Genomic DNA, 23992 nt, shown 5'->3' on the forward strand with positions numbered 1-23992 from the left:
AGACAATGACGCCCAGAATACGGGCAAAATATCCGACATGCCAGCAAAAGCGGGATATCGAAGTACAGGCAATGCCGGCAACAATCCGGCAATGGACCGCCTGGATTTTGCACGGCTTCGAGGTGTGGCGCAGCCGCAGGACGCTTCTGGAACTGACGGAAGATCAATTGCGCGATATAGGGCTGTCATCAGACGAAGCTTTTCAGGAAGGACGCCGCCCGATCTGGGATCGCAGGACGAAATATGACTGGTGGAGGTGAATGATGAGTGCTTCGGTTCATATGGTGGATGTTTTCGGGTCGGAGGCGATTTCAGGCAATCCTCTGGCCGTCATAACCGGCACCGGTGATCTTTCGACCGACGAGATGCAGCGTCTGGCGCGCTGGTTCAATCTGTCGGAAACGACCTTCCTGCTGCCGCCGACGCATCCGGAAGCCGATTATCGTGTCCGCATTTTTGCCTTGTCGGGGGAGCTGCCGTTTGCCGGGCATCCCACGCTCGGCACCTGCCATGTCTGGCTTCAGTCAGGCGTCGCGCCGAAGAATGGTAGGGAAATCGTGCAGGAATGCGGGGCAGGGCTGGTCACTATCCGGCGCGATCAGGACCGGCTCGCATTCGCGCCGCCGCCGCTTATCCGTTCCGGCGCGCCTTCCGTTGAAGAATTGACGGAGGCCCAGCAGTTTCTCGGCGTCAAGGCTGACGAGATCGTCGATGCTGCCTGGATCGACAACGGTCCCGGATGGCTTGGCATAAGGCTGGCATCTGCCGAGCAAATCCTGTCGCTGAAGCCAGCAAGCAACTGGCACCGGCATATCGATATCGGGGTGGTCGGTCCTCATGCGGCCGGTGGCGATACTGCCTTCGAAGTGCGGGCGTTTTTCAGCAATCATCAAGGCACGACCGTGGAAGACCCCGTGACCGGTAGCCTCAACGCCTCGCTGGCGCAATGGCTGTTCGCAACCGGCGTGGCGGATGGCGATTACATCGCCGCGCAAGGCACCTGTCTCGGCCGCCGTGGGCGGGTTTATGTCAGCCGCGATGAGGCAGGTCAGTTGTGGGTCGGCGGTGAGGTCCGCATGCATGTTGAAGGGATACTGCGGGGGATGTAGGGGAGGAGTGAGATTTGCAGTTGATGAAAACAACGCTATGGCGAATCCCCTTCACCTCGCCCTTCGAGGCTCGCTTCGCGAGCACCTCAGGATGAGGGTGAAGGGGCGACGGCGCTTCAGAATATGGGAAGGGGCGCGGCGCTCCAGCAGCCCTCATGGTGAGGTGTGAATGAAGCGTAGCGGAATGAGCCTCGAACCACGAGGGCGCTTGGCGCGGATGCCTTGAAAACAAAAATGTTTCGAGGCGTCAACCCGCGCACCGGCTGTCCCCAGCTGCCCAGCGGCGTACGTCTGAGGAAATCCGGCCCCCATTCGCCTGGTGCATCAGCGGGCCGAAGGCTTCGAGCTTGGCCGGACGGCCTTCCGCCTGAACGACAAGGAGCGGGCGGGCGGTCGGATTTTTACCCGGCACCACCAGAATGCGCGGACGCCCGGTGAAGGAGTTGAGTTCCGGCGCGAGGCGATAGGGGCGGAAGGCCGGGTCGTTCGACTTGAACCAGCACGAATTGGCGGCGAGCGCCACGCGCTCCATTATGGCGAGCGCTGTGCTCGATGGAGCCGACGCACGAGGGGGGGCGGGCTTTCTCTCCGACTGGCAGGCCGTAAGGGAGACAAGCGCTGCAACGGCTGCAATCGCGAGAAAAGCTCTGTTCATGCGCGGACTCCGGAAAGCGTGAGAAAATGGAACCGGCAGAATGAGCTTCAGCCGGTTACCGTTTCATGTACGGGAAATGTGGATTGCGTGAAAAGATTACGCCGCGAGGCCGAGCAGGCCCGAGAAGAGGGCGCGGCCGTCACTGCCGCCATGGGCGGATTCGATCAAGTTTTCCGGATGCGGCATCATGCCAAGCACATTGCCGCGCTCGCTGACGATGCCGGCGATGTCGTTGATCGAGCCGTTGGGGTTGGTGCCCTCGGCATAGCGGAACGCAACCTGGCCTTCACCCTCGATGCGCTTCAGCGTTTCCTCATCGGCGAAGAAATTGCCGTCATGATGGGCGACAGGGCAGCGGATGATCTCACCCGGCGTATAGCCGCGCGTGAAGGCGGTGTTGGCGTTGCTGACTTCCAGCTTCACCTCGCGGCAGACGAATTTGAGCGAAGCGTTGCGCATCAGCGCACCGGGCAGCAGGCCCGCTTCGAGCAGGATCTGGAAGCCATTGCAGACGCCCATGACCATGACGCCCTTTTCCGCTTTCTCGCGCACCGCCTGCATGACAGGCATACGGGCGGCGATAGCCCCGCAGCGCAAATAATCGCCATAGGAAAAACCGCCGGGAATGACGATCAAGTCGACATCCGGGATTTCCGTGTCGGTCTGCCAGACGGTCTGCGGCACCTTGCCGGAAATCTTCGTGAGCGCCGCGATCATATCACGGTCGCGATTGAGGCCGGGGAGAAGGACGACGGCTGATTTCATGGGTGCGGTTCAAACCTTGCTTGTGCTTCCGCCAATTCATGAAGATCGAGACGGTTCTCGATCCGGTCGAGGCGGGTTTCGATATGGGCCATGCTGGCTCGGACGCTGTTCACATCGCCCTGCATCGCATGAAGCTGGTTACGGATCGCCACATTATCGTTCCGCAACTCGCTGATTGCGTGATCAAGCTTGTCAAAGCGCTGATGCATCCGGCGCAGAAGTTCATGCAAAAGGTCTTGTGAAACATCAGTCATATCAAACCCCGATTACATCCCTAAGCTATCTCCACACTATAATCTTCGATCACGGTGTTGGCGAGAAGCTTGTCGCACATGGCCTTGAGGCGGGTTTCGGCCTCTGTGCGGTCCTTGGTGTCGAGCTCGACGTCGAAGACCTTGCCCTGGCGCACGGAGTTGACGCCATCGAAGCCGAGGCCGCCAAGCGCGCCGGCGATGGCCTTGCCCTGCGGGTCGAGTACGCCGTTCTTCAATGTAACGGTGACGCGTGCCTTGATCACTGTTCTATCCTGCCTTGGAAATCGAAAATAGCAGCCCCGGAAGCGATATCCGGGGCGTAGGTAGTTACTTCACCAGAACCGGGCCGGTGGGGCGGGGCGGTTCGTTCTCGTTCATGATGCCGAGACGGCGCGCCACTTCCTGATAGGCCTCGACCAGTCCGCCCATGTCGCGGCGGAAGCGGTCCTTGTCCAGCTTGTCGTTGGTCTGGATGTCCCAGAGGCGGGCGGAGTCGGGCGAAATCTCGTCGGCCACGACGATGCGCATCATGTCGGCTTCCCACAGGCGGCCGCACTCGATCTTGAAATCGACGAGTTGGATGCCGACGCCGAGGAACAGGCCGGAGAGGAAATCATTGACGCGGATGGCGAGCGCCATGATGTCGTCGATTTCCTGGGGGCTTGCCCAGCCGAAGGCAGTGATGTGCTCTTCGGAGACCATCGGGTCGTCGAGCGCATCGGCCTTGTAATAGAACTCGATGATGGAGCGCGGCAGCACCGTGCCTTCCTCGAGGCCGAGGCGCTTGGCGAGCGAGCCGGCGGCGACGTTGCGTACCACCACTTCGAGCGGGATGATCTCGACTTCCTTGATCAACTGCTCGCGCATGTTGAGGCGGCGGATGAAGTGGGTCGGAATGCCCATCCGGTTCAACTGCGTGAAGATATGCTCGGAAATGCGGTTGTTGAGCACGCCCTTTCCGTCGACCACTTCATGCTTTTTTTTGTTGAAAGCCGTGGCGTCATCCTTGAAAAACTGGATCAAGGTTCCGGGCTCAGGTCCTTCATAGAGGATCTTGGCCTTGCCTTCGTAAATACGGCGGCGACGATTCATTGAATTTCCCAGATGTCTGATCTTGATCGGGCGGCCTTGAGGCCGCAGTGTTCGCGCGCTACCTATAGCAATCGGCCCGCTTTAACAATCATGCTTTGCCGCTCCTTCACCTTTTTCGTTCCCCGAGTCGCTATCGGCATTTGCGATTGATCTTGCGCGCCTCTTTTGATTTAGACAAGGCGAACACCCTGTCGAACACGGATTCGGGCCGAAAAACACCAGCGCTGGAGTTAGATGATGACCGGAATGGACGAACGCAAGGATGCCTTCGAAAAGAAATTCGCGCATGACGCGGAATTGAAATTCAAGGCGGAGGCGCGTCGCAACAAGCTTCTGGGCCTGTGGGCGGCGGAAAAGCTGGGCAAGACCGGCGCTGACGCCGATGCTTACGCCAAGGACGTCGTAGCCGCCGATTTCGAGGAAGCGGGCGATGAGGACGTGTTCCGCAAGGTCCGCGCGGATTTCGACGCGGCGGGCGTCGCGGTGACGGACGAAGCAATCCGCAGCCAGATGGTGGAGCTTCTACAGGAAGCCGTGCGGCAGATTCAGGAAAACTGAGTTTTCCTCACCGATTGTTGAGAAAGCCGCCCTTCATGGGGCGGTTTTCGTTTTTAGAGACGCGATAGGAACTGCGCAAAGACCATCGAGCCTTCGGGCCAGGGGCCATGGCCGGAATCGGCGTTGATATGCCCGGCTTCGCCCGCATCGATGAAGAGCGATCCCCAGGCATTGGCGATGTCCTCGGCCACTTCATAGTTGCAGAAGGGGTCGTTGCGGCTTGCGATGACCAGCGACGGGAAGGGCAGCGGGTCTCGCGGGTAGGGGCCGAACGTCATCAGATGGCGCGGCTTGATCCTGGGATCAGCCACATCGGGGGGGGCGACGAAGAAGCCGCCTTTCACCTTGTCCTGGATTTCCGGCAGCGCATGGATCGCCGCCGGCACGCCCAGCGAATGGGCGACGAGGACGATCGGCTTGGTTGCCTCATTGGCTGCCTTGACGACTTCAGCCACCCAATCCTCACGCACCGGCTTCGACCATTCCGCCTGCTCGACACGCCGCGCGGTCGACAGCTTCTCCTCCCACCGGCTCTGCCAATGGTCGGGGCCGGAATTGGTGTAACCGGGGATGATGAGAATATCGGCGTCCTGGACTTTCATAGTTTCCATTTACAGGCTCGATTGAAGAGCTTCAAGCAGTTGGCAAAGCTTTTGACGGTGTTTGGTGAACAGCTTGTTCTCCGAATCGTGGCTTGCCGGTGAAGGGAACAATGGCGATTTAGGGGCAATCGAAGCGCATGATTGAAAGGCTCGTAGCTTTTCCGAGGATCATGCGGCAATGCATGGAGGGCAGACATGAGTGAGGTTCCTTTTGCGGTCACGACGCCGGTCCGGGTCAGCAGGGTCGGACTGAAGGCGCGGGATGCCGAGGCTGTTTCTGCCTGGTATCAGGATATTGTCGGCTTGAGGGAGATGGCGCGGCGAGGAAGTAGCATCGTGCTTGGGGCAGGGGACCGGGAACTCGTTGAAATCGAGCAGTTTTCCGCCGCCAGCCCCGACGATCCGCGCAGCGCCGGGCTTTATCACACGGCCTTCCTGCTGCCCTCGCGTGGCGACCTCGCCCGTTGGTCGCGTCAGGCGATCGACCGGCACATTCCCATCGCCGGAGCGTCCGATCATCTCGTCAGCGAGGCGGTTTATCTCACCGACCCTGAAGGCAATGGCGTCGAGATCTACGCCGATCGCCCGCCGACAAGCTGGCGCTGGAACGGCGAGAGGATCGCCATGGCGACGGATGCGCTTGATGTCGGCAATCTCCTGCGTGAGCTGGAGCAAAACCGGCGGATCTGGGAGGGCGCGCCCGAAAACACCGTCATCGGCCATGTGCATTTGCGCGTCGGCGATGCGGCGGAGGCGGAAGGCTGGTGGCACAGGGAGATCGGCTTCGACACCGTGCAGACCTATGGCGACCGGGCGGTGTTCCTATCCTCAGGCGGTTATCATCACCACATCGCCGCCAATTCCTGGCAAAGCCCCCGCGCGGGCAAGCGCGACAAGGACCGCACCGGGCTGGCCTGGGTGGAACTGGAGGATACGCGCGGCAACAAGCCCCGCACAATCGAAGACCCCTGGGGCAACGCCATCAACATCGTTGCGGCGTGAAAAGAAAAAGCCCCATGCTTTCAATGGCATGGGGCTCCTTGTTCTGGCGGGAATGTTGCTTATTTCCCGAACACACGGCGGAAGATCGTGTCCACATGCTTGGTGTGGTAGCCGAGGTCGAACTTCTCGCGGATATGCTCTTCGGAGAGCGCGGCGCGCACATCCTGATCGGCGAGCAGCTCTTCCTGGAAATCCTTGCCCTGTTCCCACACCTTCATCGCGTTGCGCTGGACGAGGCGATAGGCATCCTCACGGCTGACGCCAGCCTGCGTCAGCGCCAGCAGCACGCGCTGCGAATGGATGAGGCCCCGGAACTTGTTCATGTTGGCGAGCATGTTGTCCGGATAGATCACCAGATTCTCGATCACTCCGGCCAGGCGGTTCAGCGCGAAATCGAGCGTAACGGTCGTGTCCGGCCCGATGGCGCGCTCGACGCTGGAGTGCGAGATGTCGCGCTCGTGCCAGAGGGCGACATTCTCCATAGCGGGGATAACAGACATGCGCACCAGCCGGGCGAGGCCGGTCAGATTCTCGGTCAGCACCGGGTTGCGCTTGTGTGGCATGGCCGACGAGCCTTTCTGGCCCGGCGAGAAGAACTCCTCCGCCTCCAGCACCTCGGTGCGCTGCATATGGCGGATTTCGATGGCGATGTTCTCCATCGACGAAGCGATGACGCCGAGCGTGGCGAAGAACATGGCATGGCGGTCGCGCGGGATCACCTGCGTCGAGACCGGCTCCGGCGTCAGGCCCAGCCTGGCGCAGACATGCTCTTCGACGCGCGGATCGATATTGGCGAAGGTGCCGACCGCGCCTGAGATGGCCCCGGTTGCGATTTCGGCGCGCGCGGCGACGAGGCGGGCGCGGCCCCGCGCCATTTCGGCATAGAAGCGGGCGAAGGTGAGGCCCATCGTCGTCGGCTCGGCATGGATACCGTGGCTGCGGCCGATGCGCACCGTATCCTTATGCTCGAAGGCGCGCTTTTTCAGCGCGGCCAGCACGCGGTCCATATCAGCGATGAGGATATCGGCGGCGCGCACGAGCTGGATGTTGAAGGTGGTGTCCAGCACGTCGGACGAGGTCATGCCCTGATGCACGAAGCGCGCATCCGGCCCGACGAACTCGGCCAGATGCGTCAGGAAGGCGATGACGTCATGCTTGGTCTCGCGCTCGATCTCGTCGATGCGGTCGATGTTGAACTCAGCCGCGCCGCCCTTTTCCCAGATCGTTTTCGCCGCTTGCCGGGGGATGACGCCGAGGGCCGCGAGCGCATCGCAGGCATGGGCCTCGATCTCGAACCAGATGCGGAACTTCGTTTCGGGAGACCAGATGGCGACCATTTCCGGCCGCGAATAGCGCGGGATCATATGTTCATCCTGTTGGAGGTTGATTGTCTCGGGGTCTATAGCGATGTTGTGGAAATCGCAACATAAGATGCGATTTTGTCATCGTGGCGCATGCCTCATCGCCGTCATTCGTAAAGCGATTGAACTTTGCTTGTTGCGACCTAAATGATCCTGTATACAACTCTGAATATGTAAACCGATGAAAGCGCGCCTTTTACTCTACGCCTGTCTTGCCGTCAGTCTTTTCTTCGTCATCATCGGTGCCATGATGGCGATGAGCGGAGCCAAAGCCAGCGTGCCGGGGATGTTGTTCTTTGGGGCATGCGCCGTTATCTTTATCTGGCAACTCTGGCCAAAGCTGCTCCAGGGTGAGACGTCCTCAATCGAAACGCTGCTTTCACGCTATCCCGGACCCGTTGTCATAAGGCCAGCGCCAACGAAGTCTCTCGCTATGGCAACCGGATCGGCGATATTCGGCAGTGTCATACTTTGGATGCTGTTGAACCAACCGCCGCCAATCCTGACGCAGGTGTTGCTCTGGCCAGGAGTCGTCCTATTTCTGGGTGGCGCTCCTTTGCTGTTCGCCATGGCCATCGGGGGCGCTTCGCTGCATCTGAGCCGCGAAGGTTTTGTCGTCACGCAACTTTGGCGTCGCAAAGGCACGCGATGGCACGACACGAGCGAGTTCGTGCCGGTTGTTTCCCATACCCTCACAAAGCTTGTGGCGTTCGACGATGCAGCGGTCGCCGCCTCCCGAATTGCCTATATCAACAAGAAGTTCATTAGCCACACTTCGGCTCTTCCGGACACTTATGGGTTCACCCATGATGAGCTTGCTGCGTTGCTAAACGCGTGGCGCGCAAAAGCGTTGAAGGATGATGCGGTTGCCACGCAATAACGAAGGCTTGAGAATGACGGGTCAGCGCTATTTCTTCCCCAGTGCCGCCGTACGGATCGCGTCGATATTGGCCTTATAGCTGGCGACCGAGCCGCCCTTGTAGATCGCCGAGCCCGCCACCAGCGCGTTGGCTCCAGCCTTTGCCGCTTCCCCAGCCGTTTCAGCAGTGATGCCGCCATCCACTTCGATATCGATCGGGCGGTTACCCACCATCGCCTTGATGCGGCGAATTTTGTCGAGCGTTGCGGGAATGAATTTCTGGCCGCCGAAGCCGGGGTTGACCGTCATGACCAGGATCAGGTCGACATCGTCGAGCACATATTCCAGCGCGCTTTCGGGCGTGGCGGGGTTCAACGACACGCCCGCCTTCTTGCCCAGCGCCTTGATTGCCTGCAGCGAGCGGTGGAGGTGCGGACCTGCCTCGGCATGGACGGTGATGATGTCGGAGCCGGCCTTGGCGAACGCTTCCAGATAGGGGTCGCAGGGCGCGATCATCAGATGCGTGTCGAAGACCGCCTTGGTGAGCGGCCGTATCGCCTTCACCACATCCGGGCCGAAGGTGATGTTTGGCACGAAATGCCCGTCCATGACGTCGATATGGATCCAGTCTGCGCCGGCCTCCAGCACGTCGGTGACTTCCTGGCCGAGCTTCGCGAAATCGGAAGCGAGGATGGAGGGCGCAATGATGAGCGGGCGGGGCATGGAGACTCCAGAGCTGTTTTAAACCGCGTGATCCTATTCGGAAAGCTATCAACTTTTCGGGATCATGCCTTTGTTATCGCCGGACGGCGATGATGGATTTATTGAGGCCCATAAATTTTTCATGGGTGATTTCGGCTCCCTTGAACAGGGAGCGCATCTGGCGCGTGGAAATGATGCTGTGATGCGCGATGATGTCGCGCGCTTCCTCGTATGAATTGATGCGCGGAAAGAAGCCCAGCGCGAAGCGGCGGATCAGCGCTATGCGCGCGTTTTCCGGGAGGAACTGGAAGCCGACCATGCGGAAATGCGGCTCGTAGGGAAACCAGTAATTCGGCGTCTGCACATAATAGCGCTTGCCCAGACGCTTGGTGTTCCTGGCAAACTCGGTCATGCGTGTCCAGTCGCCCACATGCTCGATCACCGAATTGGAGTGGACCACGTCGAATTGCCGGTCGGGAAAAAAGCCGGGGCTCGCCGCATCTCCCGCAAGCGAGGTGAAGACGGCGGGGTCGCGCACCGGGGCAAGTTCCTGCTCGAGATTGACGAGCGTGATCTTCAGGCGTCCGCGGTGCTGGTTGATGAAATCCTCACCGATCAGCCAATAGCTTTCGGTGCCGCCCAGGTCGAGGATGTGCGCCTCGCCGCGCTCTTCCAGCGCGTCCTCGATAAGCTCACGAACCTTGGCGAAGCGGCGCGCGCGAAATGTGAATTCCAGGCTCTTGCGGTCCGTATAGGGATCTCTGACCTTGGTATCTTCGGTGGACATTGGCTTTTCTCCCGCTGTGTCCGCTAAGCCCCGTATAGATATTTAAGGCACTTTTAAGTGGAAATATTGGCGCGAGGGTTAATCCGGCAATCCCTGGGGCACAAAGCGGCTGCCGTCATAGCGGAATAGCCCGTAGGGATGGTCCGCGCGGATGCCGGGTTCGTCAAAGCGGATGGGGCCGAGCGCGGTGTCGAATGTCCTGCTGCGCAGCATGGCCTGTGCCGGCTGTTTTCCCGCTTCCCCCGCCGCTGCCGCGTCCATGGCGATCTGCAGCGTCGCGTAGCCCGGCACGGCATAGCCTTCCGGCTCTCTGCCCGCCGTGCGGAAGGCGGCGACCGCTGATGCAGCCGAGGGGAGGGTGTCGGCTTCAGGCACGGCGATCATCAACGTGCCGGGCGCGAGGTCGGGGCCTTCGGGTGCGGCGCGCAGGGTCTCGCCTCCCACGGCCGTCACGGGGTGGCCGATTGCGGACGCGGCGCTGGCGATTGCCGCCGCATCGCTGCGCTCGCCGCCGATGAAGATTTGTGTCGCGCCGGACCGGCGGATGAGCGCCGCCAGCGCCGACTGGTTGTCGAGGCCAGGGCGGAAGGTCTCGGCCAGCACGGGCTTCAGCCCCTTTGCCTCCAGGCTCGCGCGCACGCCATGCGCGAGTTCGCGGCCTGGGATCGTCCCGTCATCGAGGATGGCGAACGGCTTGTCGCGCCACAGGCGGCCGAGGATATCACCAATGGCGGACGCCTCGCGGTCGCGCGGCATGGCGAGCCGAAACACGGGGAAGGGGGCTTTGGCCCGCCTCTCCGTCAGGCCGCGTTCGCGGATGGCGGGGGTGATGACAGGGATGTTCTTTTCGGACAGGAGGGGCAGCGCCGCCTCCAGCGCTTCCATGCAGAGAAAGCCGGTGACGACCCGCACCTGGGCTTCGATGAACGTCGCCGCTGCGGCAAGGCCGCCTTCCGCCGTGCATTTATCGTCTGTGATGATGGGAGTGACCGCGTGGCCCCGAGGCGCCGCCGTCGTCGCCGCGATGTGCGCGCCGTCGGCAAGCTGCTGGCCGAGAAGTGCGAAGGGACCCGAAAGTGGCGCGGCGACGCCGATGCGCATGTCGGCCCGGGCGGTGGATAAAGCCGCCGGAACAGACAGGACAAGGCTCAAGAGTACCGTTCGAAGAAGCAGGAAACGCTTCATCATCCCAACTTTGCCGTTCCCTCAATTATTATTCAATCATAAAGCGCGTAGCGGTTTCCTTGCGCCCGCGCAATGGCGCATTCTCTATATCCAATCGATACCGGCTGGCTTATACAAGCTAGCCATGTTTACCGGAAGCCATGAATCGAACGTGCCCGACGTGAAGGACGAACCGCTGAAGACGCCTGCCATCGACCCGCAATCCTATCGCGACGCCATGAGCCATTTTGCCGGTGCTGTGCATGTGGTGACCACGGACGGCCCGGCGGGGCGGCGCGGCGTGACGATCTCCGCCGCCTGCTCGGTCTCGGACCACCCGGCGACAGTGCTGATCTGCCTGCTGCGCGAGCATGAGCAGAACCGTCTTTTCGTCGAGAACGGCGTCTTCGCGCTGAACACGCTTGCCGCAAAGCACCGGCCCCTGTCGGAAGCCTTCTCGGGCCGGATGGCCTTGGCCCCGGAGGAGCGCTTTGCACTCGGCGACTGGGAAGTGATGCTGAGCGGCGCGCCTGTTCTCACGGATGCGCTCGCGGTCTTCGATTGCCGCATCGTGGAAAAACAGGATTTCGCCACGCATTACGTTCTCTTCGGCGAGGTGCTGGATCTTCGCTTGGGCAGGCAGGAAGAGGCATTGATCTACCTCAACCGCCGCTATCATACGCTGGATTTGTAACCGTTCAGGCTGGGAGGGGGCATGAAGGGCGGATGGAAACTGTCATTGGCCGCGCTGTGCCTGCTGGCGCTGCCTGCCGCCGCAAAGGCCCAGCTCGCGCCCTACAAGGACGATTATTTCGCCTATCCCGGCATCCTCAAAACCGATGACGGCGGCGATCATCTCACCGTCGATTATTCCGAGATGCGCGATATCAACGGCCGCGATGCGATCCCTGAGAAGCGCGTCAAGGACGCCTATGTCTCGCTGAAACCGCGGCGCTCGCAGAAGGACATGACCGTCGCGACGCCGGCCGGGCCGGTGAAAACCCTGGCCGTGGGCGAGCAAAACAATGCCTCGCTCATTGTCCTCTATCTGCACGGGCAGGGCGGCAACCGCCTGCAAGGCATGAACGATTATACGTTCGGCGGAAATTTCAACCGGCTGAAAAATCTGATGGCGCGCAATGGCGGGCTTTATCTCTCGCCCGATTTCAGCGATTTCGGCGAGAAGGGCGCGGCGGAGATCGCCAGCCTGATCATGCACATGAAGGCTGCTTCACCGCAAGCGCCTGTTATCGTCGCCTGCGGCTCGGCGGGCGGTCAGCTCTGCTGGCGGCTGGCGAGGGATAAGGCGGTGGCGGACAAGCTCTCCGGGCTCGTGCTGCTCGGCTCGATGTGGGACGAGGATTTCCTGTCCTCGCCGGCCTTCAAGCGTAGAGTGCCGGTGTTTTTCGGCCATGGCAGCCGCGATCCGGTCTTCGCGGTGGAAAAGCAGGAGGCGTTCTATCGCGCAATCCGCAAGGTCGCGCCCGGTTATCCCGTCCGCTTCCACCGCTTCGAGAGCGGAAACCACGGAACGCCGATCCGCATGACGGACTGGCGCGTAGTATTGAACTGGATGCTGGAGAGACGGCCGCAATAGAGCATCGCCCCAAAAGTTGCATAGTTTCTGGACAGGGTTATGCGGCTCAATAGGCTGTGGAACGATTCGAAATTCTCCCCCTCTGTGACCTTCCTGTCACTCGACAATCGGGCAAAACCGAATAGTTTCCGGCCTAACATCCACCCTCCTTCCCCCATGAGGTTTTAAGCCATGCGTGCTTGCGTCCGGACCGGGACACACATTCTAATGCTCACCCTGCTGGCCCCCCTTGCTGCCTGCTCGACCGCTTCGCAAAAGCCGGTACCCGTGGTGGCCGCTCCCGCCAAGACGAATGCGGCCAAGGCGACGGCGGCTGCGAAGCCGTCTCCTGCCAGGACGTTCAATCCGCTGGGCGCTCTCACGCAGCCGTTGCGTGGCGATGTCGACCCCACGCTCGCCCGCGCCTGCGTCTCGGCGGCGGCGGACAAATATTACCTGCCGGAAAGCGTCATCACCCCGCTCGACTCGCGCTCCGCCGGGGGCGGCAACACGGCGGTGACGCTGAAGGTGGATCTGCGCGACGCGCTCTGCACCGTCGGCGCCAATGGCTCGGTGCGCTCGGTGGTGGATACCTCCCCGAAGAGCGCCGACCAGATTGCGGCTGAAGAAGCAGCTGCCAAGAAAGCCGCGATGCCTGCCAGCGCGACGAAGAGCAAGAAGCCCGCTGCGAAGAAGAAAAAGGGTAGCTAAGCGGCGGTTTTATGGAAATCCCAGCGGGACAGCGCCCCGCTGCATTCCCGTTTCAAGACGACGGCTTCCCCGCCCCATACCAGCGCGGAGTATAAACCCACTCACCGCCACCGTGTTTCCCGAAGCGCTGCGTCGTCGTAGCCCCCACGATCAGCACCGTTCGCATATCCACCTGATCCGGCGTCAGCGCGCCGAGGCTGGTGACGGAGACGGTTTCCCCCGGCCTGCCGACATCCCGTCCGAGCACGACGGGCGTCTCCGGCGCGCGGTGCTTACGTAGAATATCGAGCGCTTCGCCCAGCTGCCATGGGCGCGCCTTGGAGATCGGATTGTAGAGCGCAATGACGAAGTCGGCCTGCGCCGCGTGGTTGAGCCGGTCGGTGATCGTCGCCCATGGCTTCAGATTGTCCGATAGTGACAGGATGCAGAAATCATGGCCGAGCGGCGCGCCGATGCGGGCGGCGGCGGCCATGGCGGCGGATATGCCGGGGAGAATGACGAGCTCCACCTCGTGCCATGCGGGGTCGCTCGATTCATGCAGCGCTTCCAGCACCGCCGCCGCCATGGCGAAGATGCCGGGGTCGCCCGAGGACACCATGGCGACCGAACGTCCGCTTGCGGCAAGCGCGAAGGCATGGCGGGCGCGCTGCATTTCCTCGCGATTGTCGGTCATGTGCTGGATCTGGTCGGGCCGGAAGGGGCCTGCCATGCGCACATAGGTCTCGTATCCCAGAATATCCTCCGCCCGCTGCAATTCCTGCCGCACGGCGGGAGCCATCAGCATGGGATCGCCGGGGCCGAGGCCGACGACGGCAAGCCGCCCGCGTTTGGCTCCCCGGGCCGGAGTCGCGTAATAAAGAAGCTCGTTCTCTTGCGGCTCGCGGTTTTCCGTCACCACGGAGATGGTCAGGCGTCCGTCCGGGTCGAGCGGCAGTTTTGAACCCACCAGCCATGGCGCATCGCCAACGAGCTTGGCCTTCTCGCCAGCCAGCAGGTCGGAGATGAATTTCTTGCCCGCGCCCGGATTGACGAGCGTATAGCTCGAAGGCGGGTGGAGCAGGTTGACGCCGAAGCGCAGTTCGCCCGTAGTGGTGATAGCGGGGGCGACATCGAAGGCGGCGGCGATGCGGCGGGCGAGATCATTGACGCCCGAGAGGCCGCCCAGCAGCGGCACCACGGCGCTGCCGTCTTCCGCCACAGCCAGCACCGGCGGCTCGGCCCGCTTGTTTTCAAGGAGCCGCGCCAGCGCCCTGATGACGATGCCTGTGGCGCAGAGGGCGACAATGGGCCGTCCCGCCTCATAGAGCTCGCGGAGCGTGGCTCCGAAATCGGCAAAAGGGATATCTGCCTGTTTGACTCTGGGTTGGAGGCCATAAATATCCCCGTCCCCCAGCGCGAGACGGATATGCCGGGCTGTTTCGAGGCTGTTTTCCCCCAGGATGAGGATGGCCGGGCGGCCTGTTTCTGCGCGTTCCATCAGCCGTTCCACTTCTGGCCGGGTACGAGGATCAGCGAGAAATAGGGCGACTTCTCCGGCTCCACCTCCTTGAGCGGAATGATGCGCTCGTTACTCATGGTCGCGCGCTCCACATAAAGCGCCCGGTCTATAAGGCCGAGTTCTTCCAGAACGCCGCGCACTTTCGCCAGATTCTGCCCGAGCTTCATGATGACAGCCGCTTCCGTATCGGCGAGGCGTCGCTTGAGTTCGGCGGCGTCGAGTACGCCAGAGAGCACGGTCAAGGTCTGGTTGCGATAGGCGACCGGTGCGCCCAGCACCGCAGCCGCTCCAAGGAACGAGCAGACACCCGGCACGACTTCGGTCTCGTAATGCTGCGCCAGCCGGTCATGGATATACATGAACGAGCCGTAGAACAGCGGGTCTCCCTCGGCGATGACGGCGACATCGCGCCCTGCGTCGAGATGCTCGGCGAGGGTGGTGGCGATCCCCGCGTAGAACTCGCTGATGATCGTCTCGTAATCCATGCCGGAGGGGAGCTTTTCGGTCGTCACGGGATAGACGAGCGGCAGCAGGGTCTGATCAGGCGAAAGATATTCCTCAACGATGGAAAGTGCGTTTCCCTTCTTGCCCCTAGCGGCATGATAGGCGACCACAGGCGCTGCCTTCAGCCGTTTCAGGGCCTTCACGGTGATGAGTTCAGGGTCGCCTGGGCCGACGCCCAGGCCAAAAAGCCGACCGGGCTTCACCATCATTCCCGCTCCGTGGCGAGCGCGTTGACCGCCGCCGCCGCCATGGCGCTGCCGCCGCGCCGTCCCCGGACGATGACGAAGGGGACGCCGCGGCTGTCCTCCGCCAGCGCATCCTTCGATTCCGCCGCCCCGACGAAGCCGACGGGAAAGCCGAGGATCAGGGCCGGCTTCGGCGCGCCTTCGTCGAGCATTTCGAGAAGGCGGAAGAGGGCGGTCGGCGCATTGCCGATGGCGACGACGCTGCCCGCCAGAAAGGGGCGCCACAGCTCGAGCGCCACGGCGGAGCGGGTATTGCCCATTTCCTTAGCCAGCGCGGGCACGGACGGGTCGGAGAGGGTGCAGATCACCTCATTGTTCGCAGGCAGGCGCGAGCGGGTGACGCCCTCGGCCACCATGCGCGCGTCGCAGAGGATCGGCGCGCCCTTGGCCAGCGCCTTGCGCCCGGCTTCACCCGCGCCCTGCGAGAAGACCAGATCGTCCACTACATCCACCATGCCGCTGGCATGGGCGACGCGCACGGCGAGCTTTTCCAGATCGGCGGGAATGCGCGATAGGTCCGTCTCGGCGCGGATGATAGAGAAGGAACGGTCGTAAATCTGCTGGCCGTCCTTGATATAGTCGATTTTATTATCGGGCATCGGTCATTTCCCGGCGGTGTTGAGTAAAAGCGCCGCTTCCTCGATTGTGATGTTTGCCGCCAATAGCCGTCCGAAGCGCGATGGTCCAGCGGGATGGCGTAAAAAGAGGTCATAACGCCCTTCACCGACCGCGATGAGCGTGGCCGGGGCGGGGCGGATGGCGGCGCAGGATTTCGGGCAGCCGGTCAGATGCACGGGCGCGGCCTCGTCGAGCAGCCCGGCAAGCTTCGCGGCGTCGGCTTGCGTGTCGGCAAGTGCCGAGACGCAGCCGGTTGAGCCGGAGCAGGTGATGATACCTGCAAGCGGATGGCCCGGCTCGCCAATAAGGCCGGTGGCGGAGAGACGCTCCAGAACGCTGGGGGCCTGGGCTGCGACAATGTCGGGCAGGAGCACGCCTTGCCAAGGCGTCAGGCGAATCTGCCCGCCATTGGCTTCGGCGGCGATATGGGCAATTGCGCGCAGCCGCTTCGGTGTGAGTCGCCCGAGCGGTGCGGCGGCTCCCGCATAGGCGAGCCCTTCCTGCCGCTGCGGATGCACACCCAGATGCGCGAAAGGGCGTGGAGCAGCGCGATGCCAGTCCGTGGCGGGAGCGACAGGGAAGGCGAGGCGGGTTTTTAGCCGATCCAGCACCTCCGATGCGGGCATTTCGGCGAGAAGATGCTTCATGCGCGTGACGCCAGGACGCGTGGCGCTCAATTCCAGGAAGAGGTCGAGCAGGCCGGTGATGAGGGCAGGGGCATTTTCGAGGGCGACCATGCCGAAGCCATGCTCCCTCCTTCCCCCTTGCGGGGAAGGTGCCCGCGTCAGCGGGCGGATGGGGGTGGTGACGCTTGCGCTTTTGCTGAAGACAGAGGCGCAAGCGTCACCACCCCCATCCGTCTGCTCCGCAGACACCTTCCCCGCAAGGGGGAAGGAGGGTGCCACCGGCGGACATGAGGCGAGACCGAAGACGAAGCGCTCGCGATCCTCGGTTGCCGCAAGCCAAATATCGCTCGTATGGTTGGTGACAGCGCAAGCTTCGCCGCCGTCGAGCAGAATCGAAAATTTCGGCGATAGCGCGTGATAAACGGGTGTCAGTTGCAGCGTTTCGAGCAGGTTTTCGGCCAGCGGCAGCGTATCGATAAGGAACGCGGCGTCGATCCCTGCAGTCGCATTGACCATCACATTGCGGATATCGTCGCCCTCGGGCACGAGCGGCCCCAGCCTTGCCGCCGTAAGCGCCAGAATCACATATTCCTCATCACCAAGGCCGATCCCACGCAATTGCAGATTGGCGCGGCTGGTGAGTTCGATGATGCCGTTGCCATATCTTTCCGCGACATCGGCGACCGCGCGCGCCTGGGACGTAGAAAGGCGACCGCAGGAGAGCTTCACCCGGCAGATGCGCCCATCCGCGGCTTCCGTCATGCGGAACAGGCCGGGGCAGGCGGATCGCCTTTCCACCCTGTCGCCCGATATGGCGCATGCTTTCAGCACTCGGTTTTCTCCGTTCCGTCTTGTCATCCAGATGTTATATCACCATCACACCTATCGAAAACATGATTACGAACAAGGTCTGGAAGCGACATGACACCATGGCTGACGATCATCGGCATCGGCGAAGACGGCATGGACGGGCTCGGCCGCGCCGCGCGTGAAGCGTTGGCCACTGCAAAGATCATCTTCGGCGGCAGGCGGCATCTCGATTTTCTGGACAGCGATATCAAAGGTGAACGCGTTCCGTGGCCGGCGCCGTTTTCCGCAGGTATCGACATGGTCCTGGCGCATCGGGGCGCGCCGGTTGTGGTGCTGGCGAGCGGCGACCCGATGTTCTATGGCGTGGGGGCGGTGTTTGCGCGTCATGTCGCCCGTCAGGAAATGCATATTCTGCCATTTCCGTCCTCCTTCTCGCTGGCGGCGGCGCGCATGGCCTGGCCCCTGCAGGATGTGACCCTGCTCAGCGTCCATGGCCGTCCGCTGGAAATAATCGAAGCTTACATTCAGCCCGGCAACCGGCTGTTGATCCTCAGCAATGATGGGGAAACCCCGGCACAAACGGCGCGGATGCTGGAGGCGCGCGGCTTCGGCGAGAGCCATATCACGGTCCTCGAACATCTGGGCGGACCGAAAGAGCGCCAGCTCGACGGCAAGGCGAGCGGTTGGGCGCATGGGCGCACCGCCGATCTCAACGTGCTCGCCGTCGAAAGCAGGGGCGGGGCACGGGCTTTTTCGCTGCTGGCCGGGCTGCCCGACGCGGCGTTCGAGAATGATGGGCAACTCACCAAGCGCGACGTGCGTGCCGCCACGCTCGGCCGCCTCGCGCCGAAGCCGCGCGAATTGCTCTGGGATGTGGGGGCGGGGTGCGGCTCCATCGGCATTGAATGGATGCGCGCTCACTCCACCTGCCGCGCCATCGCCATCGAGGCGCATGAACAACGTCAGGGCATGATCGAGCGCAACCGCCTTGCGCTCGGCGTGCCGGGGCTCGAACTCGTCAAGGGCGAGGCGCCGGGCGCATTGGCCGGCCTCGAAGCGCCGGATGCGGTTTTCATCGGCGGCGGCTTTACCGATGAAGGTATGGCGGAGGCCTGCTGGAATAGCTTGAAGCCTGGCGGGCGGCTCGTCGCCAATGCCGTGACCATCCAGAGCGAAATGATGCTGGTGGAATGGCAGAGGAAGATCGGCGGGGAACTAACGCGGCTGTCCGTCAGCCACGCCGCGCCGCTGGGAGGATTTGACGTCTGGCGGCAGGCGCTGCCGGTGACGATGCTTTCGGCGGTGAAGCCGATGGAGTAAGATGATCTGGGAAATCTGGGGAGGGGGAAGATGTCATTGGTTCGTAATGAGCGGATAAAGCTGCTGGCGTCCAATCTGGACCGGCTGTCTACCGCATTCATTGCCGTGGGCGTTCTCGGCAATACGTTCACTTTTACACCGGGGGCTAGCATGCTTTTCCCCGCGTTGAATATCGCAGCTTGGATTTTTCCGGCAATTATTCTACATTTAATAGCAAGTTTGGTTCTCGGGAGACTACGGGCATGAGCGCTCAGATATTCATGTGGTGGGTTTTTCCGATCTCGGTTGGTCTGATCGGCCTTGGCTGGCTTTGGTACCAGAAACGCTACAACGGCGACTATTGGCGCTAAAGCTGTGCCTTCTACCAGATCTTTTATCTTTTCATTCTGCCGGTTCTCTTAGCCGCAGGCGGCTATGGTGCCGTTCGTTGGCAGGAGTATCTGAACAGGCGTGCGGACACCAAGCAATCGCGCAGATGACTCACCACGACCCAGCAGATTTTCATGGGGCGGGTTTTTCCGATCTTGTCGGTGTGGTTTGATATGACAAGCACTACGGCAACCATCTCCCGCTGATTAACCCCACGCACCAATCCTGATAAAATCCATCCGATTTTTTTAAAACATGACTTGCGTAGTCATATTACATTCGGCTAAGGCTTCCTCACCGTATCTTTCGGATGTCCGGGAGCCAACAAATGCCGCATCTTCTCAGCGCCACCACCCGCGTCACGCTTTCGCAGCCTCATGTCATCATGAGCAGGCTTCTCGAACATTTTGCGGAACATGGGGCTATCACCACGGCGGAGCGGGGGGGCGAGATTGCGCTTTCCTATGGCCGGGCGGTGGTCGAAGCCGATGACGAGAGCCTGACTTTCCTCGCCGAGGGCGAGGACGATACGGGCCTCGCCTATGTCAAATATGCCGTGGCGGAGCACCTCCTTGAATTCGCAGATGGCCAGACGCCGAGGATCGTCTGGAGCGGCCATGGCGCGGCGGGCTCGCCGCTGCCTTATTTCCGCGAGATGCGCGTCGTTTCTTCCCGCAACATCACGCCGCATATGCGCCGCGTCATGCTGCGCGGCAAGGATCTGCAACGCTTCACCCATGGCGGGCTGCATGTGCGCCTTATTTTCCCGCCAAAGGGCGTGGCGCAGCCGCAATGGCCTGTTACCGGCGAGGACGGTCGCCCGGTCTGGCCGGATGGCGAGCACAAGCTCACCCACCGCATCTACACGATCCGCAATCTCGACGTGGAGCGGGGCGAGGTGGATATTGATATCGTGCTGCATGAAGGCGACGAGACGCCGGGCTCGTCCTTTGCGCTCAATGCAAGCGAGGGCGATCTGGTCGGCATGACCGGGCCGGGCGGCGGCAGCTTGCAGGAGGCCGACTGGTATCTCTTCGCCGGCGATGAAACCGCGCTTCCCGCCATCGGCCGCATCCTGGAAGATCTGCCTGTTCATGTTAAGGCCGTGGTCCGCATTGAGGTGGACAGCGCCGCCGAGGAGCAGAAGCTTTATTCCAGCGCCGATATCGATCTCGTCTGGCTACACCGCAACGGGCGCGAAGCCGGCACGACCACGTTTCTCGCCGATGCGGTTCGCGCGGTGGAATTCCCTGCCGATGGCACGCGCATCCATGCCTGGGCGGGCTGCGAGTTTAGCGCCTTCCGCGCCATCCGCACTTACCTGCGCAAGGAGCGCAAGCTCGACAAGCAGGAGCATCTCGTCGTTTCCTACTGGCGCCGCGGCTTCGATGGCGATAATGCACGGCGTGAAAAAGACGAAAGCAACTGATACAAGGCGCTTTTAGTTTATGGAGATATATGTTGGCGGTAGCGCCGGGTTAATGTAATTTGTGACTCCGCTTTTCGTAACATCCGTGTAGCATTGGTCTTTGGCTGATATAGCGGCTTCCAGAGGTGGAACGCAATTGTTCAGCAGATTCATTAGAGTATGCATCTCTCCCGTGGAGGGGAGGATATCGGCTTCCTGTACGGGCCTGCCCAAGCTGTTGCGCAGATCTTCCAGATAATCTATGCCGTCATAGACGTTCTGCACCCTGTGCATGATTTGGTTATGGTCTGTAAAATTCAGGTTGAACTGATATACAGGTGTCTGCGGCATATCCGGAGTGCTGTTATGGGTTAATCCAAAACCATGGAGAAATTCATGCATTAATATAGAATATAAATATTTTTCAACTACTTGTTGTATATTGTTCGAACCGAATGAAGTCATTAGCGATTGAGTTTCGACGTTATTTAGATTTATAGTTGTGGCTACTGTTACAAGCGTTTTTCCGGGGGTTGCTTGCCCCCACATATTGGTAATCATATCCGTAGGAAAAGTTATCGCCTCGTCGCCACTAGTAGCCCATTGCTCTACGTTGCCCGTTCTGACGCGAAAATTGTCAACTGGCCCGCCTTGAACCCAAGGTTGCATTGGAAGAAGGTGGCCGAAGATACCGTTCAGCACGGTTCCCACACGGTTCAAGACATTGGTTGCGATCATGTCTACCGTGAATTGCCCGTGTCCTTGTACACTAAAGGTAACCAGAGATCGGCCGGGCTGGACGCCATATACGATAGTGCCGCCATACGCGACCCCTGCATTATAAAGCTGCCTCCCGCTCATGGCGCTTTTCATGTAATAGACTTTGACATCAGCATTTTGTGCGTTGGTCTCCATAGGAAACGTCAATGATCCTAAAAAAAGCAACAAGACTCTCACGCCGTCTCTAAAAGATTTAATCATTGATGTTAGGCTCCGACGTAGTGGCGCCAAACAAAATGTCTGCAATATATGGATTGCCACTTCGATCCGTTGTACCTGTGCAATAGACCAAAGCTGGAGTGCCTATTGCATTCGCCTGCAAGGCTGCTGCATAGGCTGCCTTTCCAAACGCTGTGTCCAGTCCGCTTTGCCCCATGTACACATATGTGTTCTGGTCTTTATTTGCCTTAAAGTTGATATAGAATTGTCCATTCCCCCAAGGGGCCGCCGCGACAGCCGTTACAAAGCCAGCTGAAAAACCGGTAAATTGCCCTTCGCAAATATTATTGTAGTCGTCTGTGAGCAGGAGGGGACGACTGGCTGGTTCTTCCGCAAATGCATAGCTGGCAGGAAGGAAATACAGGCAGACGCTTAGCGCGGAAATCAATTTCATTTTTATACCTCGTTTTAAAATATCTTTAGAGCGCGTATATCATAGGTTGCATATATCCTGTTTGTCAACCGTTTTGGTGCGCGCTTCGATCGCTGCTTGCCGCTCGAATGTTCACGGCCGCTCGGACTTGGCTGCCAAGTCCAACTGGGAGGAGCATTTCGTCGTTTCCTACTGGCGCCGCGGCTTCGATGGCGATAATGCACGGCGTGAAAAAGACGACAGTAATTGATCCGGCGATTCCCTGCCGGATAAATCCAGGTTCTGGTGATGCTCCGGCGGTTCTTTTCCTACTACATGCCTCATAAGAGGCTGTTTCTTCTTGATTTTGGTTGTGCCGTCCTCTCCGGTCTTCTGGAGTTGGGCTTTCCGATGGCCATCAAGGTCTTTGTCGACCATCTCCTGCCGGGGCAGGATTGGGTGCTGATCCTGCTTGCCTCCGCGGGGCTTCTCTTCGTCTATCTCGTGAATACCGGTCTTATGGCGATCGTGACCTACTGGGGCCACAAGCTCGGCATCAACATCGAGACGGAGATGCGGCGCAAGCTCTTCGATCATCTGCAGAAGCTCTCCTTCCGGTTCTACGACAACAACAAGACTGGCCATCTGATCGCCCGCGTCACCAAGGATCTGGAGGAGGTGGGAGAGGTTGCTCATCACGGGCCGGAAGACCTCTTCATCGCCATCATGACGTTCCTTGGCGCCTTTGCGCTGATGTTCTCGGTCAATGTCCATCTGGCCCTGATCACGGCTGCGGTGGTGCCGCTGGTGGCCTGGCTGACGAGCCGCTATGGCGGGCGCATGACGCGCAACTGGCAGGCGCTCTATCGCCGCATCGGGGATTTCAATGTGCGGATCGAGGAGAATGTCGGCGGCATGCGCGTCGTGCAGGCCTTCGCCAATGAGAATCACGAGCGCATGCTGTTCGCACAGGACAACAGCCGCTATCGCCAGACCAAGCTCGAGGCCTATCGCATCATGGCCGCGAGCACATCGCTCAGCTATATGTCGATGCGGCTGACCCAGCTCATCGTCATGCTGGCGGGCACATGGTTCGTGCTGCATGGGCAGCTGACCAATGGCGGCTTCATCAGCTTCCTGCTGCTGGTCGGGGTATTCATCCGCCCCATAGAGAAGATCAATTCCGTCATCGAGACCTATCCCAAGGGCATAGCCGGGTTCCGCCGCTACATCGAGTTGCTGGATACCGCGCCCGATATCGCCGACGCGCCGGATGCCGTCGCCGTAACGCAGCTCAAGGGCGACATAAGCTATCGCGGCGTCACGTTCGGCTATAGCGCGGACAGACAAGTGCTGCGCGGCATCGATCTCGACATCCGCGCGGGCGAAACCGTGGCTTTCGTCGGTCCGTCCGGGGCGGGCAAGACTACGCTCTGCTCGCTCCTGCCGCGCTTTTACGAAATCGAGGCGGGGGAGATCAGCATCGATGGCGTCGACATCCGCAAGATGACGCTTGCTTCTCTCCGCAGCCAGATCGGCATCGTGCAGCAGGACGTTTTTCTGTTCGGCGGCACGATCCGCGAAAACATCGCCTATGGCCGCCTCGGCGCGAGCGACCAAGAAATCGAGGCGGCAGCGCAGCGGGCGCGGCTGGAGGCGATGATCGCGAGCCTGCCTGATGGCTATGAAACCGTCATCGGCGAGCGCGGCGTGAAACTCTCTGGCGGGCAGAAACAGCGCCTGGCGATTGCGCGCATGTTCCTGAAGAACCCGCCGATCCTGATCCTCGACGAGGCGACCTCGGCGCTCGACACGGAAACAGAACGGGCGATCCAGCAATCGCTGGCCGAACTTTCAGCGGGGCGCACCACGCTCGTCATCGCGCACCGGCTGGCGACGATCCGCAATGCTGACCGGATCGTGGTGGTGGACGAGACCGGCGTGGCGGAGCAGGGCAGGCACCGCGACCTCATTGCCGCCGGGGGAATTTATCGCCGGCTGCATGACGCGCAGTTCGAGCTGACTGGGAGTTAGCATAAAATGGAC

26 protein-coding genes and 1 pseudogene are annotated in these 23992 nt (G+C 60.9%); 12 read left to right on the forward strand and 15 right to left on the reverse strand.

Annotated features, from left to right (window positions below):
* Nucleotides 1–5 precede the first annotated feature (5 nt).
* Entirely contained in the window at nt 6–260 is a 255-nt protein-coding gene (locus IEX53_RS05055; protein WP_188822103.1) for a DUF1127 domain-containing protein, read from the forward strand.
* A 3-nt stretch (nt 261–263) separates the two neighbouring features.
* Nucleotides 264–1109 (forward strand): PhzF family phenazine biosynthesis protein, encoded by an 846-nt coding sequence (locus IEX53_RS05060; RefSeq protein WP_188822441.1) that lies wholly within the window; start codon nt 264–266, stop codon nt 1107–1109.
* A 247-nt stretch (nt 1110–1356) separates the two neighbouring features.
* Here the strand turns inward: IEX53_RS05060 and IEX53_RS05065 are convergent, their stop codons facing one another.
* Both IEX53_RS05065 and purQ read right to left on the reverse strand, forming a co-directional pair.
* A complete protein-coding gene (locus IEX53_RS05065; RefSeq protein ID WP_188822105.1) occupies nt 1357–1764 on the reverse strand; it encodes a hypothetical protein in 408 nt (135 codons plus the stop codon).
* Between the two features lie 96 nt (nt 1765–1860).
* The gene (purQ, locus tag IEX53_RS05070; protein ID WP_188822106.1) at nt 1861–2529 is read right to left on the reverse strand and encodes a phosphoribosylformylglycinamidine synthase subunit PurQ; all 669 of its coding nucleotides are present in this window, start codon (nt 2527–2529) and stop codon (nt 1861–1863) included.
* 38 nt (nt 2530–2567) lie between these two features.
* Between purQ and IEX53_RS05075 the strand changes: the two genes are divergently transcribed.
* Nucleotides 2568–2771: a hypothetical protein gene (locus IEX53_RS05075; RefSeq protein WP_188822108.1), complete on the forward strand. Its 204-nt coding sequence runs from the start codon at nt 2568–2570 to the stop codon at nt 2769–2771.
* A gap of 32 nt (nt 2772–2803) precedes the next feature.
* Here the strand turns inward: IEX53_RS05075 and purS are convergent, their stop codons facing one another.
* Nucleotides 2804–3046 carry a phosphoribosylformylglycinamidine synthase subunit PurS gene (gene purS, locus IEX53_RS05080; RefSeq protein ID WP_188822110.1) on the reverse strand — a complete coding sequence of 81 codons (243 nt, stop codon included), beginning with the start codon at nt 3044–3046 and terminating at the stop codon, nt 2804–2806.
* A gap of 64 nt (nt 3047–3110) precedes the next feature.
* Nucleotides 3111–3875, reverse strand: a complete 765-nt coding sequence (purC, locus tag IEX53_RS05085) for a phosphoribosylaminoimidazolesuccinocarboxamide synthase (RefSeq protein WP_188822112.1) — start codon at nt 3873–3875, stop codon at nt 3111–3113.
* A 234-nt stretch (nt 3876–4109) separates the two neighbouring features.
* On the opposite strand from purC, the gene IEX53_RS05090 reads away from it, so the two are divergent.
* Nucleotides 4110–4433, forward strand: coding sequence for a DUF1476 domain-containing protein (locus IEX53_RS05090; RefSeq protein ID WP_188822114.1), 324 nt, complete (start codon nt 4110–4112; stop codon nt 4431–4433).
* Between the two features lie 53 nt (nt 4434–4486).
* Here IEX53_RS05090 and IEX53_RS05095 read toward each other — a convergent pair whose 3' ends face one another.
* Nucleotides 4487–5035: an alpha/beta hydrolase gene (locus IEX53_RS05095; protein ID WP_188822443.1), complete on the reverse strand. Its 549-nt coding sequence runs from the start codon at nt 5033–5035 to the stop codon at nt 4487–4489.
* 195 nt (nt 5036–5230) lie between these two features.
* Here IEX53_RS05095 and IEX53_RS05100 point away from each other — a divergent pair, with 195 nt between their 5' ends.
* Nucleotides 5231–6037 (forward strand): VOC family protein, encoded by an 807-nt coding sequence (locus IEX53_RS05100; RefSeq protein WP_188822116.1) that lies wholly within the window; start codon nt 5231–5233, stop codon nt 6035–6037.
* A gap of 59 nt (nt 6038–6096) precedes the next feature.
* On the opposite strand, the gene purB is transcribed toward IEX53_RS05100, so the two are convergent.
* Nucleotides 6097–7401, reverse strand: coding sequence for an adenylosuccinate lyase (purB, locus tag IEX53_RS05105; RefSeq protein ID WP_188822118.1), 1305 nt, complete (start codon nt 7399–7401; stop codon nt 6097–6099).
* Nucleotides 7402–7579: 178 nt separating this feature from the next.
* Here purB and IEX53_RS05110 point away from each other — a divergent pair, with 178 nt between their 5' ends.
* Complete coding sequence (locus IEX53_RS05110) at nt 7580–8278, forward strand: hypothetical protein (protein ID WP_188822120.1); 699 nt, start codon at nt 7580–7582, stop codon at nt 8276–8278.
* A gap of 27 nt (nt 8279–8305) precedes the next feature.
* Here IEX53_RS05110 and rpe read toward each other — a convergent pair whose 3' ends face one another.
* From rpe to IEX53_RS05125, 3 genes are all read right to left on the reverse strand, one after another.
* Nucleotides 8306–8980 carry a ribulose-phosphate 3-epimerase gene (gene rpe / locus IEX53_RS05115; protein ID WP_188822123.1) on the reverse strand — a complete coding sequence of 225 codons (675 nt, stop codon included), beginning with the start codon at nt 8978–8980 and terminating at the stop codon, nt 8306–8308.
* A gap of 73 nt (nt 8981–9053) precedes the next feature.
* Nucleotides 9054–9746, reverse strand: coding sequence for a class I SAM-dependent methyltransferase (locus IEX53_RS05120; RefSeq protein ID WP_188822125.1), 693 nt, complete (start codon nt 9744–9746; stop codon nt 9054–9056).
* A gap of 78 nt (nt 9747–9824) precedes the next feature.
* The gene (locus IEX53_RS05125) at nt 9825–10934 is read right to left on the reverse strand and encodes a branched-chain amino acid ABC transporter substrate-binding protein (RefSeq protein WP_188822127.1); all 1110 of its coding nucleotides are present in this window, start codon (nt 10932–10934) and stop codon (nt 9825–9827) included.
* Nucleotides 10935–11148: 214 nt separating this feature from the next.
* On the opposite strand from IEX53_RS05125, the gene IEX53_RS05130 reads away from it, so the two are divergent.
* The 3 genes from IEX53_RS05130 to IEX53_RS05140 all read left to right on the forward strand — a co-directional run bounded on the left by IEX53_RS05130 (nt 11149) and on the right by IEX53_RS05140 (nt 13197).
* The gene (locus tag IEX53_RS05130) at nt 11149–11604 is read left to right on the forward strand and encodes a flavin reductase family protein (RefSeq protein WP_236016055.1); all 456 of its coding nucleotides are present in this window, start codon (nt 11149–11151) and stop codon (nt 11602–11604) included.
* 21 nt (nt 11605–11625) lie between these two features.
* Nucleotides 11626–12507 carry an alpha/beta hydrolase gene (locus IEX53_RS05135; RefSeq protein WP_188822130.1) on the forward strand — a complete coding sequence of 294 codons (882 nt, stop codon included), beginning with the start codon at nt 11626–11628 and terminating at the stop codon, nt 12505–12507.
* A gap of 171 nt (nt 12508–12678) precedes the next feature.
* Nucleotides 12679–13197 carry a hypothetical protein gene (locus IEX53_RS05140; protein WP_188822132.1) on the forward strand — a complete coding sequence of 173 codons (519 nt, stop codon included), beginning with the start codon at nt 12679–12681 and terminating at the stop codon, nt 13195–13197.
* Between the two features lie 52 nt (nt 13198–13249).
* On the opposite strand, the pseudogene cobJ reads toward IEX53_RS05140, so the two are convergent.
* The 4 genes and pseudogenes from cobJ to IEX53_RS05160 all read right to left on the reverse strand — a co-directional run.
* Nucleotides 13250–14524 (reverse strand): annotated as a pseudogene (gene cobJ, locus IEX53_RS05145) (precorrin-3B C(17)-methyltransferase); the annotation flags it as partial.
* Between the two features lie 149 nt (nt 14525–14673).
* Entirely contained in the window at nt 14674–15405 is a 732-nt protein-coding gene (locus IEX53_RS05150; RefSeq protein WP_188822445.1) for a precorrin-2 C(20)-methyltransferase, read from the reverse strand.
* On the reverse strand, nt 15405–16043 hold the full coding sequence (locus IEX53_RS05155) for a precorrin-8X methylmutase (protein WP_188822136.1): 639 nt from the start codon (nt 16041–16043) through the stop codon (nt 15405–15407). Before IEX53_RS05155 ends, IEX53_RS05150 begins: the two co-directional genes overlap by 1 nt.
* 3 nt (nt 16044–16046) lie before the next feature.
* Entirely contained in the window at nt 16047–17519 is a 1473-nt protein-coding gene (locus IEX53_RS05160) for a ferredoxin-like domain-containing protein (protein ID WP_188822138.1), read from the reverse strand.
* A 90-nt stretch (nt 17520–17609) separates the two neighbouring features.
* On the opposite strand from IEX53_RS05160, the gene cbiE reads away from it, so the two are divergent.
* Nucleotides 17610–18818 carry a precorrin-6y C5,15-methyltransferase (decarboxylating) subunit CbiE gene (gene cbiE, locus IEX53_RS05165; RefSeq protein WP_188822140.1) on the forward strand — a complete coding sequence of 403 codons (1209 nt, stop codon included), beginning with the start codon at nt 17610–17612 and terminating at the stop codon, nt 18816–18818.
* A 697-nt stretch (nt 18819–19515) separates the two neighbouring features.
* On the forward strand, nt 19516–20616 hold the full coding sequence (locus IEX53_RS05170; RefSeq protein ID WP_188822142.1) for a siderophore-interacting protein: 1101 nt from the start codon (nt 19516–19518) through the stop codon (nt 20614–20616).
* 12 nt (nt 20617–20628) lie between these two features.
* Here IEX53_RS05170 and IEX53_RS05175 read toward each other — a convergent pair whose 3' ends face one another.
* Together IEX53_RS05175 and IEX53_RS05180 are read right to left on the reverse strand one after the other, a co-directional pair.
* Complete coding sequence (locus IEX53_RS05175; protein ID WP_188822144.1) at nt 20629–21576, reverse strand: hypothetical protein; 948 nt, start codon at nt 21574–21576, stop codon at nt 20629–20631.
* The gene (locus IEX53_RS05180) at nt 21569–21988 is read right to left on the reverse strand and encodes a hypothetical protein (RefSeq protein ID WP_188822145.1); all 420 of its coding nucleotides are present in this window, start codon (nt 21986–21988) and stop codon (nt 21569–21571) included. Before IEX53_RS05180 ends, IEX53_RS05175 begins: the two co-directional genes overlap by 8 nt.
* Nucleotides 21989–22255: 267 nt before the next feature.
* Between IEX53_RS05180 and IEX53_RS05185 the strand changes: the two genes are divergently transcribed.
* A complete protein-coding gene (locus tag IEX53_RS05185) occupies nt 22256–23980 on the forward strand; it encodes an ABC transporter ATP-binding protein (protein WP_188822147.1) in 1725 nt (574 codons plus the stop codon).
* The last annotated feature ends 12 nt before the right edge of the window (nt 23981–23992 follow it).

The sequence above is a fragment of the Paramesorhizobium endophyticum genome, from assembly GCF_014640615.1.
GTDB classification, from domain to species: domain Bacteria; phylum Pseudomonadota; class Alphaproteobacteria; order Rhizobiales; family Rhizobiaceae; genus Paramesorhizobium; species Paramesorhizobium endophyticum.

What these genes read in the sequence shown, in the direction of transcription:
- cbiE (WP_188822140.1), top strand. Translation starts at nt 17,610, where the DNA reads ATGACACCATGGCTGACGATCATCGGCATCGGCGAAGACGGCATGGAC.
- IEX53_RS05150 (WP_188822445.1), bottom strand. Translation starts at nt 15,405, where the DNA reads ATGGTGAAGCCCGGTCGGCTTTTTGGCCTGGGCGTCGGCCCAGGCGAC.
- purB (WP_188822118.1), bottom strand. Translation starts at nt 7,401, where the DNA reads ATGATCCCGCGCTATTCGCGGCCGGAAATGGTCGCCATCTGGTCTCCC.
- IEX53_RS05065 (WP_188822105.1), bottom strand. Translation starts at nt 1,764, where the DNA reads ATGAACAGAGCTTTTCTCGCGATTGCAGCCGTTGCAGCGCTTGTCTCC.
- IEX53_RS05180 (WP_188822145.1), bottom strand. Translation starts at nt 21,988, where the DNA reads ATGAAATTGATTTCCGCGCTAAGCGTCTGCCTGTATTTCCTTCCTGCC.
- rpe (WP_188822123.1), bottom strand. Translation starts at nt 8,980, where the DNA reads ATGCCCCGCCCGCTCATCATTGCGCCCTCCATCCTCGCTTCCGATTTC.
- purQ (WP_188822106.1), bottom strand. Translation starts at nt 2,529, where the DNA reads ATGAAATCAGCCGTCGTCCTTCTCCCCGGCCTCAATCGCGACCGTGAT.
- IEX53_RS05175 (WP_188822144.1), bottom strand. Translation starts at nt 21,576, where the DNA reads ATGATTAAATCTTTTAGAGACGGCGTGAGAGTCTTGTTGCTTTTTTTA.
- IEX53_RS05100 (WP_188822116.1), top strand. Translation starts at nt 5,231, where the DNA reads ATGAGTGAGGTTCCTTTTGCGGTCACGACGCCGGTCCGGGTCAGCAGG.
- IEX53_RS05075 (WP_188822108.1), top strand. Translation starts at nt 2,568, where the DNA reads ATGAAGATCGAGACGGTTCTCGATCCGGTCGAGGCGGGTTTCGATATG.
- purC (WP_188822112.1), bottom strand. Translation starts at nt 3,875, where the DNA reads ATGAATCGTCGCCGCCGTATTTACGAAGGCAAGGCCAAGATCCTCTAT.
- IEX53_RS05110 (WP_188822120.1), top strand. Translation starts at nt 7,580, where the DNA reads ATGAAAGCGCGCCTTTTACTCTACGCCTGTCTTGCCGTCAGTCTTTTC.
- IEX53_RS05130 (WP_236016055.1), top strand. Translation starts at nt 11,149, where the DNA reads ATGAGCCATTTTGCCGGTGCTGTGCATGTGGTGACCACGGACGGCCCG.
- IEX53_RS05185 (WP_188822147.1), top strand. Translation starts at nt 22,256, where the DNA reads ATGCTCCGGCGGTTCTTTTCCTACTACATGCCTCATAAGAGGCTGTTT.
- IEX53_RS05060 (WP_188822441.1), top strand. Translation starts at nt 264, where the DNA reads ATGAGTGCTTCGGTTCATATGGTGGATGTTTTCGGGTCGGAGGCGATT.
- IEX53_RS05055 (WP_188822103.1), top strand. Translation starts at nt 6, where the DNA reads ATGACGCCCAGAATACGGGCAAAATATCCGACATGCCAGCAAAAGCGG.
- IEX53_RS05170 (WP_188822142.1), top strand. Translation starts at nt 19,516, where the DNA reads ATGCCGCATCTTCTCAGCGCCACCACCCGCGTCACGCTTTCGCAGCCT.
- IEX53_RS05125 (WP_188822127.1), bottom strand. Translation starts at nt 10,934, where the DNA reads ATGATGAAGCGTTTCCTGCTTCTTCGAACGGTACTCTTGAGCCTTGTC.
- IEX53_RS05135 (WP_188822130.1), top strand. Translation starts at nt 11,626, where the DNA reads ATGAAGGGCGGATGGAAACTGTCATTGGCCGCGCTGTGCCTGCTGGCG.
- IEX53_RS05090 (WP_188822114.1), top strand. Translation starts at nt 4,110, where the DNA reads ATGATGACCGGAATGGACGAACGCAAGGATGCCTTCGAAAAGAAATTC.
- IEX53_RS05140 (WP_188822132.1), top strand. Translation starts at nt 12,679, where the DNA reads ATGCGTGCTTGCGTCCGGACCGGGACACACATTCTAATGCTCACCCTG.
- IEX53_RS05155 (WP_188822136.1), bottom strand. Translation starts at nt 16,043, where the DNA reads ATGCCCGATAATAAAATCGACTATATCAAGGACGGCCAGCAGATTTAC.
- IEX53_RS05095 (WP_188822443.1), bottom strand. Translation starts at nt 5,035, where the DNA reads ATGAAAGTCCAGGACGCCGATATTCTCATCATCCCCGGTTACACCAAT.
- IEX53_RS05120 (WP_188822125.1), bottom strand. Translation starts at nt 9,746, where the DNA reads ATGTCCACCGAAGATACCAAGGTCAGAGATCCCTATACGGACCGCAAG.